Below are 16647 nucleotides of genomic sequence, written 5' to 3' on the forward strand. Positions count from 1 at the left end.
GTGGGAATGGTGCAAGGGAATGGAGTGGACCCCATTTTATCCCGAGAGCGGGAGCCCCGCCGGCGGGCCGGGCGGGACAGGGCCGCCCGGCCGCGCCTCAATTCCCCCAGAAAGTGCGGTAGACCAGCGCGACGCCATTGACCGCCCCGCCCTTCAGGTCCACCGACAGGCCGCGCGCCAGGCGGTAGCTGGCCCGGCCGACGGTGTCGGTGCCGGAGAGCGCCTGCTCGACGCTGAGCGTGATGCCGTTGGCGAAGGTCTTGCTGGCCACCAGGAATTGCGTGGCAAGCTGGCTGTCGCTGTCCCGGTTTACGTCCCCCGCCACCGTGCGGTCGGGCAGGATGCTGCCCGAGCTGCCGATGTTGCCCGTCTTGATGCTGACGTCGTCCAGTCCGAACTGCTTGTAGAACGGCTGCCCGCCCCCCAGCAGCGCCGTGCCCACGGACATCAGCAGCGCGGCGTCGCCGCCGCTTTCGTCCGGGCCGCGGCCCAGCAGCAGCCAGGACAGTTTTTCCACGTCGCTGACGTCCGGGTAGGACACCAGGTCGATGCGGGGCCGCTGCGCGGTGCCGACCACCTTGACGCCCGCCTCGACCTGTTCGCCCGTGCGCAGCGCCTCGATGTCCAGCAGCGGGTTGTCCAGGCGGCCCTGGAAGGTCAGCGTGCCGCGGCTCAGCCGCAGCTTCTGGCCGTAGGCCTCGATGCCTCCGCCGCGGGTGCGCAACGCGCCCACGCCGGTCAGGCGCCCGTCTTGCAGCAGGATCTGGATGGAGCCCAGCAGGCCGGCGTCCAGCCCCATGCCGGTGATGTAGAAGCGCGGCCCCATGTCGAACTTCAGGTTCATGCCGACCTGCAGCGGCGTGGAGACCGCTCCGGGGTCGTCCCCCGGCCGGCGCACCTTGACGTCGTCGTCCAGCGAAGGCACGCCCTGCAGGATCTCCAGGCTGAACCAGCCCGCGTCCGCCTTCAGGTCGCCCACGATGTCGATGCGCGGCATGGCCGCCTTCACGTCGATGACGCCGGACACCATGGCGTAGCGGTCCGAACGCTGCAGGGCCGGGAAGCGGTACAGGGTCAGCCGGATGTCGCCGCCGCCGTCGATGAAATTCCACTGCCCCTTGGCCTCGGTGTAGCCGCCCTTGGCCTCGGGGTTGGTGGTGATCCACTCCTTGGTGCGCCATTCGGCCGGCATCACCCGCAGCGAAGCCGGGAAACGCAGGCTCTCCAGCACCACCCGGTCGCCGTCCAGCCGGGCGGACAACGTGCCGTCGATCAGCCGCACGCCGTCGTCGATGCGCACCACGCGCAGCTTGTCGCCGCGGATGTTGCCGCTGGCCGACCATTTGCCCGCCAGGGTGCCCTGGGCTTCCAGGTTGGCCTTGACCGTGCCGCCGACCTCCATCGAGTCGCCCACGAACAGGCCGACCCAGGCCAGGTCGGCGATATCGGCGTCCAGCTTGGCGCGCAGCGGCTGCCGCGGGTCCAGCGCCATGCCACCCTTGGCGTCCACCGCCAGCACGGCGGTGCCGGTGCCGTTGATCACGCCCATCTTGTCGGTCGCCAGATTGACCTTGGCATCCAGGCGGCTGGCATTGGCGGAAGTCGGCGTGGCGGTCACGTCCAGCACCAGCGCCTTCAGGCCGAGCGGAATGGGAGGATCGCCCGGTATCAGCAGGTCGCCTTCGCGGCGCGCGATGCGCGCCTTGCCGCCCAGCCGGCCATCGAACTTCAGATCCCACAGCACGTCCAGCGCGATGCGGCGCTGGCCCTCCGGAACCGTCGCGTTCACGCGGCTGGGCCGCTTGCCCAGCTTGGCCGCGGCCTCGGGATCGACCGCGCCGATCAGTTGGCGCGCCATGGCGGCGGTGATCACCAGATTGTCAGCCTGCCCGGCGGTTTCCCAGCGCTTGCCGCCGCCCCGCGACCCCTGGTGCGCCAGGATCACGCGTTCCTTGCCGGGCAGGGTCAGGCTCAGCGCCGTCTGCCCCACCTGCCACTGCCATTGCGGCTCCATGGCGGACGGCAGGTAGGCCAGCGCGACCGGCCGATCCGCCGCGACGGTGAAGCCGGCGGTCTCGGCCGTCAGCCGCGAGAACGTGCCGCGCCACCCCGGCAGGGCGGCGTCGGGCGTGCCGGCCGGCCCCTTGCCCCAGGCGCCGGCAAACGCGATGTTGGCCTTGGCGGGCGCCTCCCCCAGCACACCCGGGCGCGGCTTGGCTGGCGTGTAGCCGGCCGCCAGCTCGCCGCGGTGCGCGGCCAGGGTGCCCGTCAGTTTGCCCTTGAGTTCCGCGCCGCCCGGGATGCCGGGCCAGAATGCATCCAACTGGGGCGCCTTGGCGTCCAGCGACAGCGCGCCGTCCCGGGCGTCCAGCTCGCCCGTGGCCTGGATCTGGTTGCGGCCCAGCTTCAGGTCCACGTCCAGGCCGTGGATGCGCAGCCCGGCCAGCGGATCGGCATCGGGAGAGGCCGGCTCGTCACCGGCCGCCGCGATGTCCACCTGGGCCTTGAGCGCGCCGCTCAAGGGCTGCCTGTTCCAGCGCGTGCCCTCTTCGAAACGCAGGTCCACCGCGGCGTGGCGCAATTGGCTCAGGTTTTCGATGTCGGCCCGCACATCGCCGCGCACGGTCAGCACCGCGGGCGGAATGTCCTTGCCCAGCCAGGGCGACAGATCCAGGCGCTGGGCGCTTATCGTGCCCGCGATGCGCTCGCGGCCCGCCGCCTGGGCGGTATCCGATTGCAGGTCGAGCTGCGCGGCCAGGGTCGATTGGTCGGGCAATTGCGCCCGCGCCCGGGCGCTGCGCAGCACCAGCGCCGTGCGCGGCGCCAGGTCGGCGGTCACGTCCAGCAGCAGGCCGGAGCCTTCGCCGTCCAGCTTGGCCTGGATACCATCCAGGGAGCCGGCGGCATCCGCGCGCAGCACCACCTGGCAAGCGGGCCGAGGCGCCTCGGACGGCAAGGCGGACGCGGCGTCCGCAGCTTTGGCCTCCGCGGCCTTGGGGTCGCGCTTGCCGGCGCCAGCCTTGGGATCCGGTTTCCTGCCGGCGCCCTGCGCTTGCTCGAACACGCTGCTCAGCTTGTCGGCCTCGCACAGCGGGGAATCGGAGCCGGCGCCGCGCGCGATCACGTCCAGGCGCGCAGCGAACGGCCAGGGGTCGGCCATGCCTTGCAGTTCGGCCTGGCCGGAAATGTCCGCCTGCCCCGCCTCGTGGCCCACCCGCAGGCTGGCGATGCGCAACTGCGCTCCCTGCCTGCCCGCGGCGAACGTGGCCTCCAGATTGCCCAGGGTCACAGGCAGGGGCTGGCCGTCCTGCTCCAGCAGGAAATCGCCCAGCGCCACCCGGTCCACGGCGATGTCCACCGGCAGCGCGGGCAGCGAGAACGGCTCGCCGTCGTCTTCCTCGGGCGTCGTGTCGGGCGATGAGGCCAGAGCGACGCGCACCGTGCCCGCCGACACTTCGCGCACGTGCAGCAGGCGGTCGCCCAGCGCGCGCCAGTGCACGTTCAGGCGCAGATCGGAGATGTCGATGCGGGTGCCGCCCACGTCCAGATCCAGCTTGCCGACCGAGACGCCGCGCAACAGCGAACCCTTCACGTCCAGCGCCTGGCCGTTCAATTGCTGGGCGGCGGTGGTCAGCAGCAGCCGCGTGCCGTTCTGCGAGCCGGCCAGCCAGAACAGGAACCCGCCCGCCAGCACCGCCAGCATGGCCAGGCCCGGCAACCACCACACCAGCACCTGGCGCAGGAATTTGCGCAAGCCCTTCAAAACGCGATCCCCAAGGAGAAATGCAGGCGCAGGTCGCGGTCGCGCTGGCCGTAGGCGACGTCCAGGAACAGGGGGCCGGCCGGCGTGCGCACGCGCGCGCCGACACCGTAGCCCACCGCCATCGACATGTCGCCGAACGATTCCGCGGCGTCGCCCGCGTCCACGAACACGCCCATGCCCCAGCGCTCATCGAAATAATGGTCGTATTCGATGCTGCCGACCAGCAGCGTGGGCGCGCCCACCACGGCGTCATCGCGCTGCACGCCGATGCTCTGGTACTTGTAGCCCCGGATCGAACGCGCGCCGCCCGTGCGGAAACCGAAATCGTCCGGCACCCGCACCTTGCTGTTGGACCACACCCGGCCGACCTCGCCGCGCACGGTCAGGACGTCCAGCTTGCCGATGGGCCACCATTTCTGGGCCCGCAGCCGGGCGCGGGTGTAGGGTTCGCCCGTGTCCAGCGTCACGCCCACGCCGCCGCCCACCGCGATCAGGTTGCCTTCGCGCGGATCGTATTTGTTGTCCACGTCGCGGCGCAGCCATTCGGCCGTGGCGGTCAGGGTCGGCAAGATGTATTGGTCGCCGCCATCGATCTTCACGTGATCCTGCGCCAGCAGCATGCCCCAGCGCGTTTCGTATTCGACCCGGCTGTCGCCCGCGCCCTTGCGCTCTTGCAGGCGGGTCGCGCCCAGGGCGTAACGCGTCACGTCCAGCCCCTGGATGTCGGAATGGTCGTACAGGAGGCCGAAGGAGTCCTTGTAGCCGCGCTCATTCGGCGGCAACAGGAAGTCCGCGTAGACGCGCTGCTGCAGCCGGTCCACGCTGAAGCCCGTCTCCATGGTGAGCGGCTGGCCGAACACCACGTTCTGCCGGTACAGCGATTCCACGCGCAGGCCGGCCTCGTCGTCCACGCCTATCGACCCCGTGAACCGCTTGGGCGGCGCTTCCACCACCCGCACCTGCACCGGCAAGGTCACCTCGCCGTTCGAATCGTAGGCGGGCGGCGGCGCGGGCATGGCGCCGGACACGGAGGGATCTCCCGCCGGCGTGGCGGCGGCCAGGTCGGTCGAGCCCGGCGCGCGCGCCCGGTCGGCGTTGGGCGCGGGGGCCGGCTGCGCCTTGCCCGGCTGTTCCAGCGACACGAACGCACCACGGAAGAAAGCCGTGGATTGCAGATCCTGCTGCCAGGTGTCCAGCTTGTTCTGGTCATACGCGGCGCCCGGCGAATAGCGCACGTAGCGCTCGACCAGCTTCTCCGGCACCCGCTTCAGGCCGTCGGTGGTGAGTTCGCCCATGCGGACCTGGGGGCCGCTGTCTATCGTGACGCGCAAGGCGGCCGACGCCGTATCGGCCTCGATCTCGGCCTGCGACGCGGTCATGCGCGCCAGCATGAAGTCGCGCGAGGACACCTCGTCCAGCAGGGTCGATTTGGCCTTGTTCCAGTCGCTGTTGATGAAGGGCTGGCCCGCCTTCAGCAGCCAGTCTTCCCGCAGCTTGCGCACGCGATCGGCGAACTCGGGCCGGGTGATCCGGCCCGTGAAGGCCAGGTCCACCGAGCCGACGGTCGTGCGCTTGCCGGAGACGATGCCGATGTCCCACGTTTCGCCGCCGATGTCGGTGCCGGCCTCGAGCGTCACCGTCGGCGAGAAATAGCCCTGGGTGGCCAGCGCCGCCAGCGTCGCGTCGCGCGCGCGCCGGCGCAGGCGGTTGATTTCGCCGCCGTCCTGGTCTTCGGCCAGCCGCGCGATCGCGTCAACCGCCTCGGTGATCGCCTGCAGCGCGGCCGGCGGCACGCCGCCCGGGTCCACGATGATTTCCGGGCGCTTGGCCAGCGCCTCGCCCGCCATCACACAACATCCTGCCAAGAAGGCACGGGCTGTCCACCGCATGCTTCAGGTCGGCTGCTGCACGACGATGGACGGAAACTTGCCCGCCATGTCGCGCGGAAGCGCGGCGACGCCGGCGGCCAGCTTCCGGGCGATGCCGCGATACAGCGCCGCGGCCTCGCTGCCCGCGTCCGACACCACGGTCGGCGTGCCGGCGTCGGTCTGTTCGCGGATCGCCAGGGTCAGCGGCAGGCTGCCCAGCCACGGCGTGTGGTATTGCTCGGCCATGCGCTGGCCGCCGCCCTCGCCGAAAATGTGTTCCGCGTGCCCGCACTGCGAGCAGATGTGGATGGCCATGTTCTCGACCACGCCCAGGATCGGCACGTCGACCTTCTGGAACATGCGCAAGCCCTTGCGCGCGTCCAGCAGGGCCACGTCCTGCGGCGTGGTGACGATGACGGCGCCCACGACGGGCACCTTCTGCGCCAGGGTCAGGGCCACGTCGCCCGTGCCCGGGGGCATGTCGACGATCAGGTAATCGAGATCGCGCCAGTTGGTCTGGCGCAGCAGTTGTTCCAGGGCCTGCGTCACCATCGGGCCGCGCCAGATGGCGGGCGAATCGGCGTCGATCAGGAAGCCGATGGAATTGGCCTGCAGGCCGTGGCCCGTCAGCGGCTCCATGCTCTTGTTGTCCAGGCTCTCGGGGCGGCCCGAGATGCCCAGCATGGTCGGCACGCTGGGGCCGTAGATGTCGGCGTCCAGCAGGCCGACCTTGGCGCCTTCGGCCGCCAGGGCCAGGGCCAGGTTCACCGCCGTGGTGCTCTTGCCCACGCCGCCCTTGCCGGAGGCGACCGCAATAATGTTGCGCACGTTGGGCAGGGGCTTCAGCCCCTTCTGCACCGCGTGGGCGGCCACCTTCCAGGTCACGGAGACCTGCGCGCCAGGCGCCCCGGCGTCCGCGAGCGCCGCTTCGGCGATCTGGCGCACCTGGTCCTTGACGGCGTCGGCGGGATAGCCCAGTTCCAGCGCCACCGCGACGCGGCCGCCGCCCAACTGAATGTCACGATCTTTTACAGAAACACCCAAATCCAGGCCGGTATTCGGGTCTTGCGCGGCGCGCAGCGCGGCGCGGATGTTTTCTATCGTTATACTCATATCACTGTGGTTCCGTAGGCAGCGCGGCTTCTGCGGGCCGCCATCCCCTAAAGGATAGCGGATACCGGGAACCTTTCGCTGCGTTTTGCATCCGATCTTCATGACCAACACACTTATCCGCTTCTTTCGTGCCGTCCTATTCGCCGCCCTGGCCTTGATCGGCATGGCGATGGCGCTGGTGTTCATGCTTTCCACGGCGATCGCCGTGGCGATCCTGTACGTGGTCGCCAAGGTGCGCGGCAGACCTTTCGGCGTCCGCGCCTATTGGAGCCAGCGCCAGGGCGCCCGCACCGGACCGTTCCAGTCCGCCGCCGCCCCCTTCGCCACGCAACCGCGCGGCGACGTGATCGACGTCGAAGCCCGCGAAATCCGCTGACGGCGGCTTTCCCGATGCCCGCGGCGCAAGCGGGCCGCGGCTTCATGCGTCCGCAAGGCGGCCTCGCCGCCCGATCCCGCCGCTTCCCCTCGCCCTGAATCCAGCCTGATCCGCCCGCCGCGGCGGGCGGGCCGAGCCGTGGACGGGCCATTCCCGGCGCCCCCGCCAGGCAAGTCTTCGCCGTTGCCCTAAAATGGCCGGCCAATTCCTTTTCCCTCAACCTCTATCGACAACCATGTCTCGCACCCTCTTTGTCACCACTGCGCTGCCCTACGCCAACGGATCTTTCCACATCGGCCACATCATGGAGTACATCCAGGCCGATATCTGGGTTCGTTCGATGCGAATGGCGGGCCACACGGTGCACTTCGTGGGTGCGGATGACGCGCACGGCGCGCCCATCATGCTGAAGGCGGAAAAGGAAGGCATCACGCCGCAGGCGCTGGTGGCCCGCTACGCCGCGGAACGCCCGCAGTACCTGAACGGTTTCCACATCCGCTTCGACCACTGGCACTCCACCGATTCCGCCGAGAACGTCGCGCTGTCGCACGATATCTACCGCGCGCTGAAGGCCCAGGGCCTGATCGAGACCCGCTCCATCGAGCAGTTCTACGACCCGGTCAAGGGCATGTTCCTGGCCGACCGCTACATCAAGGGCGAATGCCCCAAGTGCCACGCCAAGGACCAGTACGGCGATTCCTGCGAGGTCTGCGGCGCGGTCTACGCGCCCACCGACCTGATCAACCCGTACTCGGCGCTGACCGGCGCCACGCCCGTGCTGAAGTCGTCGGACCACTTCTTCTTCAAGCTGTCCGATCCGCGCTGCGTGGAATTCCTGCAGCAATGGACCACCGGCTCGAACGCCGCCGGCACCAAGCACCTGCAGCCCGAAATGCTGGCCAAGACGCGCGAATGGCTGGGCGCGGACGATGGCGAAGCCAAGCTGGGCGACTGGGACATTTCCCGCGACGCCCCCTATTTCGGCATCGAGATCCCGGATGCGCCGGGCAAGTACTTCTACGTGTGGCTGGACGCGCCGGTGGGCTACCTGGCCTCGCTGAAGTCGTACTGCGCGCTCAAGGGCCTGGATTTCGACGCCCTGCTCGACCCCGCCGGCAGCACCGAACAGGTCCACTTCATCGGCAAGGACATCGTGTACTTCCACGCGCTGTTCTGGCCCGCGATGCTGAAGTTCGCCGGCCGCAAGACGCCGGACGCGGTGAACGTGCACGGTTTCATCACGGTCAGCGGCGAAAAGATGTCCAAGAGCCGCGGCACCGGCATTTCGCCGCTGCGCTACCTGGAACTCGGCATGAACGCCGAGTGGATGCGCTACTACATCGCCGCCAAGCTGAACGCGCGGGTCGAAGACATCGATTTCAATCCCGACGACTTCATCGCCCGGGTCAACAGCGACCTGGTCGGCAAGTACGTCAACATCGCCAGCCGCGCCGCCAGCTTCATCACCAAGCACTTCGACGGCGTGCTGGCCTACGCCGGCGACACCGCCGCGCTGGCCGCGGAATACGCCGAACAGGCGGAATCCATCCGCGCCGCGTTCGAGGCCCGCGAATACAACCGCGCCATCCGCGAGATCATGGCCTACGCCGACCGCATCAACCAGGCGTTCGACACCGCGCAGCCCTGGGTCCTGGCCAAGGGCATCGCCACGGCGGACGACGAACAAAAGGCCAGGCTGCAGGACATCTGCTCGCGCTCGCTGGCGGGCTTCAAGGCCCTGTCGGTCATGCTGGCGCCGGTGCTGCCGGCCCTGGCCGAACGCGTGGCGCTGGAACTCTTCGGCGCGCAGGCTCCGTTCACCTGGGCCGACGCCTCGGCGCTGCCGCAGGGCGTGGCGCCGTTCAAGCACCTGATGCAGCGCGTCGAACCGCAGATGCTGGACGACCTGTTCGAACCGCCCGCCGCCCCGGCGGTGGTGCCCGGCGGCGAACCGCTGGCCGACACCATCTCCATCGACGACTTCGCCCGCGTCGACCTGCGCATCGCGCAGATCGTCAACTGCGAACACGTGGAAGGCTCGACCAAGCTGCTGCGCCTGACGCTGGACGTGGGCGAAGGCCGCCACCGCAACGTGTTCTCCGGCATCAAGTCGGCCTACCAGCCCGAAGACCTGATCGGCAAGCTGACCGTCATGGTGGCCAACCTGGCCCCGCGCAAGATGAAGTTCGGCGTGTCCGAAGGCATGGTGCTGGCCGCCAGCCATGCGGACGAGTCGGTCGACGCGGGTATCTATGTGCTGGAACCGTTCCCCGGCGCCAAGCCGGGCATGCGGGTGCGGTAATCACTTCCGGGTGTCTGACACCCGGGGAGACGGTCTCAAGCCTGCGGGACTATCTCGTACGGGTGTCAGACACAGGGAGGTGTGGGGCTCGGCCGCCAGTGTCTGACACCCGTACGAGATGTCCTTCCGGGCTGGAGCAGGCCTTCCCGGGTGTCAGACACCCAAAGCGACAGACGGCTCCAACGCTGGATCCAGCGAAACCCGTTCATCGAACACGAAGCACTTGCCCTCGTAGCCCGGGCCGCCGGTTTCCTCGAAGTACTTGAGGATGCCGCCGTCGAGCTGGTAGACGTTCGGGATGCCGGCCTCGTTCATGTAGATGGCCGCCTTTTCGCAGCGGATGCCGCCGGTGCAGAAGCTGACCACGGTCTTGCCTTCGAGTTCGGCGCGGTGCGCCTGCACCGCGGCGGGAAACTGCGTGAAGCGCTCGATGCGCCAATCGATCGCGTTCGTGAAGGTGCCTTCATCCACTTCGAAGGCGTTGCGGGTGTCCAGCATGACCACCGGGCGCCCCGCGTCGTCCACGCCCTGTTCCAGCCAGCGCGCCAGCGTATGCGCGTCCACGCCGGGCGCCCGCCCCGCCTCGGGGCGGATGGCCGGGTGGTCCATGCGGATGATCTCGCGCTTGACCTTCACCAGCAGCTTGCGGAACGGCACGGCGCCGCTGCGGCTGAACTTCACCTCGAGGTCCGCGAAGCGCGCGTCGGCGCGCAGGGACCCCAGAAAACCGTCGATGCCCTCCGCCGACCCCGCCAGGAACAGGTTGATGCCCTCCTCGGCCAGCAGGATCGTGCCCTTGAGCGCGGCCTGGGCCGCCTCGTCCAGCAGCCGCAGGCGCAGCTCCGGCAGGCAATCCAGGGAAACGAATTTGTAGGCGGCGATATTGACGACGGAAGTCATGGAAAAGCGGCGGAAGACGGACGGCGAAACCCGTAATAGTAATCGCTGGCCGGCCGCCGCCCCCGTCCCGGCTTGACCGCGCTCAACGGGGGACGATTTCCTGTTCGACCACGGCGTCCAGCACCCAGCGCACGGACGAGGCGTCGGCGGGCGGATTCGGGTCCTGCACCTCGACGACGCGCAGCCGATAGCGGATGCCCGGCTGGAAATGGAAACCGGTTATTTCCCCGTGCCAGAACTGCCAGGGCTGCGCGGCGCTGTCCCGCACCTGGTAACACATGGCGCGGCCCACGCCCGCGCTGCACGGCACCCGCTCCGAGTTCACGTACACCAGCTTGGTCGGCCCCGGCTGGCCGCCGGCGATGGGATCGGTGCGGCGGCCGAAGTCCAGCGTGTCGCCCGAGGCCAGAATCCAGGTCATGCGCTGCGGGTTGTTGGTGCTGTCCACCGAACTGGCCGTGATGCGCGTCATGCCCGCCAGGAAATCCTGTTCCAGCGCCATGCTGTCGGGCGCGCAGGCCATCATCGTCGACACGGGATGGTCGCGCACGATCAGCAGGCCGTTGGCGACCGTGTAGGACGCGCTGTACTGGTTGCACCCCGCGAAACCCGCGATGCGCGGCGCGCCCTGGTCATGGATGAAGCTGACCGTGAGGGGACGCGAATGCGTGGACGGATGCGGCACCGGGCGCAGCGCGCCGCCCGGTTTCGTCCAGCGCGCCAGGTCCCAACTAGTCTGGGCCAGGATGTCCGACGCCGAGGCGGGCTGGAAACGGGGATCCTGTCCGTCGGCGGCGCGCCTGGGCGGCGACGAGCAGGCGGCAAGGCCGACGGCCAGCAGGCAGGGCGCCAGCCAGCGCAGGGAAGCGGAAATGGGCATGGGAATCTCCCGAAAGCAGGCGAAAACGCGTATCGGCCGCCGCGCCTACGGCGTCGGGGGATCCTGGCGCCGCGCGAATTCCAGCACGTCGCCGCCGCGCAGGTTGAAGGTCAGGTGCCGCGGCGCGCCGCCGCTGTCCAGCGTGAACGTGTCGATCGCGGCCAGGCCGCGCAGGTAGTCGGCCTCCAGGCGCGCGCGTTCGGGCGGCACGCAGGCCATGCGCGTGGCGGCGGGCGCGTCGATGTAGAGCTTGCCGCCCTCGAGCTTGTACGTCCCCATGTAGCGGTTGCAGCCCGAAAATCCGTTGACGCGGTACTGCTTGCCCTGCGCCAGGAAGGTCAGGCGCACGGGCTCGCCGTTGTCGCCATGGGGAATGTCGCGCAGCGACCCGCCAGGCTGTGTCCAGCGCACCAGTTCCCAACTGGTCTGCGCCAGCGAATCCGCGCTGCTGGCGGCATTGGCCGCGGCCGCGCCTTGCGGCCGCGCGCCGCCGGTCGAGCCTGCGCAGCCCGCCAATGCCGCGGCCAGAAGGCCCAGGCAAAGCAGCCGGCAAGGCGTGGACGTCAGGATAGGCATGAACGGGGCTCCAGAGAATTACATACCCCAACTGTAACCGCCCTTGGGGCATGGCGACTGTGTTCTCCGCCCAACAGCCGTATCCAAAAGCAGCACAGCGGCCATGCCGCCCGCTCCGAAGGCATGGCCTGCTGCATCGTAAGCCGCATGGCGGCGGCGGAGGGCGGCGCGCAGAATCGATACGGGTCCACCTCCGGCCGGACCTGGCAGCTCCAGGAAATGGGGAGTCGGCCGCAAGTACCGCAGGCGCAGGTGTCAGGCTCCCCGCAGGACCAAAAAAAACTATTCCTGGAGACACGGCGATGGGCTTCTTGAGAACCTTGTTGGCACTATCGGTGGTGCTGGATCACCTGGGCGGCGGCAATGCGGACCACCTGGTCGGCGGCAGGCTGGCGGTGCAACTGTTCTATGTCATTTCGGGCTTCCTGATTTCCTATGTGCTGACGGCCACCGACCACTACCAGGGCGCGGTGGGCAAGTTCTACGCGAACCGCTTCCTGCGCCTGTTCCCGATCTACCTGGCGGTGGCCGCCATGACGCTCCTCGCCCATGCGCTGAGCGGCGGCGCATTCTTCCGCTTCTACGAAGCGCTGCCCTTCAGCGCCGAACTCTTCCTGATCCTTTCCAATATTTTCATCATGGGCCAGGACTGGCTGATGTTCTTCGGCATCGAACACGCTACGCTGGCATTCACCGGCAGCTTCGCCCACAGCGAGGTGCCGCTGTACCACGGCCTGCTGGTGCCCCAGGCCTGGACCCTGGGCGTCGAGATGAGTTTCTACCTGGTGGCGCCTTTCGTGCTGGGATCGCCGCGCCGGCTGCTGGCCCTGCTGGCGGCGTCGCTCGCCCTGCGCGGAGTGCTGATCGCGACCGGCATCGGCCTGAGCGATCCCTGGACCTATCGCTTCTTTCCGACGGAACTGGCGCTGTTCCTGATCGGCTCGCTGTCGCACCAGGTCCTGCTGCCGCGCTACAGGGCATGGACCCAGAAGGCGAAGCGCCTGCCCGAACTGGGCACGGCGCTGCTGGTCGCGTACTGTATCGCGCACTTCTCGGTCGGCATCAACCCCACGGTGCGCGACGGCCTGGCGGTGCTGCTCTTCGCCGCGCTGCTGCCGCTGGCCTTCCTGTTCCAGTCCCGCCATCGGCTGGACAAGGCGATCGGGGAATTGAGCTACCCGATCTACATCTGCCACTCGCTGGTGATCATGTTCTTCAGTTGGCTGCTCGACGAGGTCAACGTGCACCAGCCCATGCTGTTCTCGGCCTTGGTCATCACGGGCTGTATCGGTTTCTCGGCGCTGCTCAACGGGCTGATCGCGGACCCGGTGGAGCGCCTGCGCAGCCGCCTGCGCACGGACGCCCGCGGCGCGGACGACGGCGCGCAGGCGCCGGCGGCCGGCGGCCGGCAGCGGCCTGCGGCGGCGGCCCAGCCGCTCGGGTCTATTCGCCGCGTGCCTTGATGTAGGCGGCCAGCACCTGCTCGATCTGCCGCTTTTCCTGCGAACTCAAACGGGCATAGGTGGCGTAGGAGACGGTTTCGAAGGGCCAGGCGGCCGGCACGGGAATCCCGCCCGCGCCGCAGGCGGAATCCGCGTTCAGCATCGGCCCCTCGCCGGTGCTGAGCCACATGGGATTGACGCACAGCGCGCGGGTCAGCTTGATGAGCGCGCCGCTGGACGGTTGCCGGCGCTGCCCGCTCTCGTAATTGCCGATAGCGCTTTGGGACAGGTTGCTCGCGACCGCCAAGTCCTTTTGAGTCCATCCCTGAAGCATTCTTGCGTTGCGCAGACGATGGCTAAACGTGTCCAATCGATCAACCTGAGACATTATTAATATGGATTTATGTTTTTTATTAAAGCATCCCGATACTGACGCCAAATAAACGGATTGCGCACCAATTCCCGGGCTAATCCGCAAATCGCGCTATCGGGCCGCCGCGCGCCGTTGCCGGCCGCGCGGATGCCAGGGCGCGCCCCTGATGCGCCCCATAAAATCCATATCTATCATCGACTTGGAAGATTTCAGCTACGTCAAAGCGCAGCCGTGGCCGCATGCGCCGGCCGGCGCGGGAAATGAAAACCGGCGCAAGTTTAGGGCTTTCTTGTATCTGAAATAGAAAATAATGTATCGGCGATACTTAATACGTTGTCGTCCCCAATTTCAAAACAAACACTATTTCAAGCATTTCCCCTCCATTTGATCTTGCACGTAAGTTACCATCGGAAACTAGAGAAACGTATCTTCACAAAAAAACACGCCCGTGTTTAAATGAAACACGGACGTGACTTCCCTGCGGCATCGACGCGCGGATCCGCCGAAAGCCGGCCGCAATGACCTGGACCTGGGCACCAGGCCGGCCGCGCGCCCCTTCGACCAACCCCGCCGGACGGCTGCGTCCTGGAAGCACCCATGAACAACACGCTGGATGTCATTTTTCTTGGCTACGACGACGCCAGACATGCCAGACTCGCCGAGGCCCTGTCTCATCTGGGCTTCAACGTCCGCCGTTGCAATGACCTGGCCAAGGTCTACGAGCGGTATTTCCGCCGCCCCTGCCCCCTGATCGTGCTGGAAGCGCCGCTGCCGGACATCCACAATGCCGCGGTGCGGCTGCGCGCGGCGGACCGCGGCCTGGGCATCGTCGCCATCTCCCCGTTTCCCGATGCTGAAAGCCGCATCCGCACCCTGCTCTGCGGGGCCGACGCCTGTCTGCCCCCGGACGTCACGGGGCTGGAACTGGCCGCGGCGCTGCAGGCCCTGGTGCGCCGGGCCGCCATCCAGGAAAGCGCGGACGTCTTTCCCGAGGCGCATGCGCCCATGGAGGCCGCCCAGGAAACCTGGCGCCTGGCAAACAAGGGATGGACGCTGGTCAGCCCGGACGGCCGCACGCTCGGCCTGACCACGGGCGAACGCGACTTCCTGTCGCGGCTGGTGGATTCTCCCGACCGCAAGGTCAGCCGCGATGCGTTCCACGCCGACGGGGCCGACGAAACGGACAGCGGCATCACGCGGCGCCGCTTCGTGGACGTGATGATCAGCCGCCTGCGCCGCAAGGCGGCCGCCCACCACATGGCCTTGCCCATCCGCGCCGTGCACGGCTGGGGCTATATGTTCGCCGCGGACATCGCGTTCGACCTGGAGTTTCGGGCGGTGGGGGAAGAGAGCCGGATGGAAGCGCTGGACGACTGGCGCCGGGAGATGGCGGACGCGTCTTCGTGACGGGGCCGGTCCGGCGGCGCGCCGCAGCCGGACGAAAAAAACGCGGCGCTGCCCCGAAAGGTAAGACGCCGCGCTAAAACAACACGTGAACCTGGAGTCATCAGCCGGCACTGATGCCTTCTACCTGGCCCACGCGATTCCAACATTCGTGCCTCATACTGCTCACGCACGGCCAAGCCGTGAATCCGTGCGGGGTCTCTAGTCCCTGCACAGACTGCAGCGTGATCAACGCCAGACGATGGACCCGCCCCGACAGACCGGCGGGCGCACCGCCCTTATCAGCGGCGATCCTTGCGGATAGCCGCGTGATGCAGGAAGTTTAGGACCTCGGGCAGGTTTCCAGTAATTCTTTGTTGATAGTCTTCTATACATATCCGGTATAGGACACCCTGGGTATGCGCACATCCTAAAATGCCGCCAAAGGACCCGCTCCCATGCCAATCATGCCCGTTCCCTTCATGCGCCGCGTCCGGAAACTGCTGGCGCTGTTTCCGCCCAACTGGTGCCTGGCCATCCTGGTGGCGCTGGACGGCTATGCCTTCATGCACCCGGTGCTGCGCGAAGTGCGCGCGCGGGAGTATTCATTCTGGCTCGCCATCGACAACTGGCACGAGGTCATGCGGGTGGTCGGCCTGCTGGAGATCCCGCGCCTGGTGCTGGGCATGGGATTGCAGGTCATCGCGCTGGGCCTGATCCTCAAGGCCCGCATCGCCTGGGCGTTTTCGCTGGTGCTGCTGATCGGCATCGGCACGTTCGCCATACTGGACGACCACGGCCGGGCCGGCCTGGGCATCTACACCCTGGTCCTCGTCATCGCGCTGATCGCCTACTGGCGGCGCTTCGACCGGGCCAGCGTCACCGCGGGCTCGCTGTTCGCCGTGGTGAGCATGCTGTCTCTGGTGATCTACGCGGTCTTCGGCACGCTCTACCTGGGCAGCGAATTCAACCCGCCGATCCGGGATGCCGGGACGGCCTTCTATTTCTCGATCGTATCCATGTCCACGGTGGGATACGGCGACATCACGCCCCACACGGGCACCGCGCGGCTGTTCACCGCGTCGATTATCATCCTGGGCATCACCATATTCGCCACCTCCATCAGCGCGATCGCCGGACCGGTGATCGGCGGCAATCTGAAACGGCTGGTCAAAGGCAAGTTTTCCACCGCCATGCGCAAGAACCACATCATCATCGCGGGCGCGACGCCCCTGGCGCTGAGCGTCTACGATGGCCTGCGCCGCCGCGGCGACGAGGTCACCGTCATCGTGCCCGCCGGCACGGCGCAGGAGTACCCGGCGGCCGCCGACCTGATCGAGGGCGACGCGTCCAGCGTGGAAGTGCTGCGCAACGCGGGTGTGGCCCGCGCGCGCTACGTGCTGGCGCTGCGCGACGACGACGCCGAGAACGCGTTCATCGTGCTGGCCGCGAAGGAAGCGACGGGCGACACCGGCGCCAAGACGGTGGCGCTGGTCAACACCAGCAAGCACCTCGAGAAAATCCGCCGCGTGCAGCCGGACCTGGTGTTCTCGGTGCAATTGCTGGGCGCGGAATTGCTGGCGCGCGCCATCAGCGGCGAACCCATGGACAGCCAGACCATCACCGACCTGTTCTTCACCAAGGCCGCTCCGGGCGGCAAGGCGGCTTGAA

12 protein-coding genes are annotated in these 16647 nt (G+C 67.9%); 5 read left to right on the forward strand and 7 right to left on the reverse strand.

From position 1 onward, the window contains the following. Window positions 1-97: 97 nt before the first annotated feature. From AVE30378_RS06820 to apbC, 3 genes are read right to left on the reverse strand one after another with little or no spacing between them, the layout of a single operon-like run. Window positions 98-3763: a translocation/assembly module TamB domain-containing protein gene (locus AVE30378_RS06820; RefSeq protein WP_129240023.1), complete on the reverse strand. Its 3666-nt coding sequence runs from the start codon at window positions 3761-3763 to the stop codon at window positions 98-100. Then, the gene (locus tag AVE30378_RS06825) at window positions 3760-5652 is read right to left on the reverse strand and encodes an autotransporter assembly complex protein TamA (RefSeq protein ID WP_129240024.1); all 1893 of its coding nucleotides are present in this window, start codon (window positions 5650-5652) and stop codon (window positions 3760-3762) included. Before AVE30378_RS06825 ends, AVE30378_RS06820 begins: the two co-directional genes overlap by 4 nt. Before the next feature lie 3 nt (window positions 5653-5655). Then, window positions 5656-6744, reverse strand: coding sequence for an iron-sulfur cluster carrier protein ApbC (gene apbC, locus AVE30378_RS06830; protein ID WP_129240025.1), 1089 nt, complete (start codon window positions 6742-6744; stop codon window positions 5656-5658). Between the two features lie 100 nt (window positions 6745-6844). Between apbC and AVE30378_RS06835 the strand changes: the two genes are divergently transcribed. Both AVE30378_RS06835 and metG read left to right on the forward strand, forming a co-directional pair. After that, entirely contained in the window at window positions 6845-7120 is a 276-nt protein-coding gene (locus AVE30378_RS06835; RefSeq protein WP_129240026.1) for a hypothetical protein, read from the forward strand. 235 nt (window positions 7121-7355) lie between these two features. After that, window positions 7356-9422 (forward strand): methionine--tRNA ligase, encoded by a 2067-nt coding sequence (gene metG / locus AVE30378_RS06840; protein ID WP_129240027.1) that lies wholly within the window; start codon window positions 7356-7358, stop codon window positions 9420-9422. 153 nt (window positions 9423-9575) lie between these two features. On the opposite strand, the gene AVE30378_RS06845 is transcribed toward metG, so the two are convergent. The 3 genes from AVE30378_RS06845 to AVE30378_RS06855 form a co-directional block, all read right to left on the reverse strand. Beyond that, window positions 9576-10322 carry a sulfurtransferase gene (locus AVE30378_RS06845; protein ID WP_129240028.1) on the reverse strand — a complete coding sequence of 249 codons (747 nt, stop codon included), beginning with the start codon at window positions 10320-10322 and terminating at the stop codon, window positions 9576-9578. Between the two features lie 82 nt (window positions 10323-10404). Beyond that, window positions 10405-11202 (reverse strand): META and DUF4377 domain-containing protein, encoded by a 798-nt coding sequence (locus tag AVE30378_RS06850; RefSeq protein WP_129240029.1) that lies wholly within the window; start codon window positions 11200-11202, stop codon window positions 10405-10407. 45 nt (window positions 11203-11247) lie between these two features. Next, window positions 11248-11778, reverse strand: coding sequence for an META domain-containing protein (locus AVE30378_RS06855; RefSeq protein ID WP_129240030.1), 531 nt, complete (start codon window positions 11776-11778; stop codon window positions 11248-11250). Window positions 11779-12098: 320 nt separating this feature from the next. Here AVE30378_RS06855 and AVE30378_RS06860 point away from each other — a divergent pair, with 320 nt between their 5' ends. After that, a complete protein-coding gene (locus AVE30378_RS06860; protein WP_341868028.1) occupies window positions 12099-13241 on the forward strand; it encodes an acyltransferase family protein in 1143 nt (380 codons plus the stop codon). Here the strand turns inward: AVE30378_RS06860 and AVE30378_RS06865 are convergent. Further along, window positions 13222-13608: a helix-turn-helix domain-containing protein gene (locus AVE30378_RS06865; RefSeq protein WP_129240032.1), complete on the reverse strand. Its 387-nt coding sequence runs from the start codon at window positions 13606-13608 to the stop codon at window positions 13222-13224. The two genes, AVE30378_RS06860 and AVE30378_RS06865, sit on opposite strands and share 20 nt — an antisense overlap. 582 nt (window positions 13609-14190) lie before the next feature. On the opposite strand from AVE30378_RS06865, the gene AVE30378_RS06870 reads away from it, so the two are divergent. Together AVE30378_RS06870 and kch are read left to right on the forward strand one after the other, a co-directional pair. Next, window positions 14191-15000: a winged helix-turn-helix domain-containing protein gene (locus tag AVE30378_RS06870; RefSeq protein WP_129240033.1), complete on the forward strand. Its 810-nt coding sequence runs from the start codon at window positions 14191-14193 to the stop codon at window positions 14998-15000. Between the two features lie 434 nt (window positions 15001-15434). Continuing rightward, window positions 15435-16646 (forward strand): voltage-gated potassium channel protein, encoded by a 1212-nt coding sequence (kch, locus tag AVE30378_RS06875; protein WP_129240034.1) that lies wholly within the window; start codon window positions 15435-15437, stop codon window positions 16644-16646. Window position 16647 lies beyond the last annotated feature (1 nt).

It is taken from the genome of Achromobacter veterisilvae, assembly GCF_900496975.1.
In the GTDB taxonomy this organism is placed as follows: Bacteria; Pseudomonadota; Gammaproteobacteria; order Burkholderiales; family Burkholderiaceae_B; genus Achromobacter; species Achromobacter veterisilvae.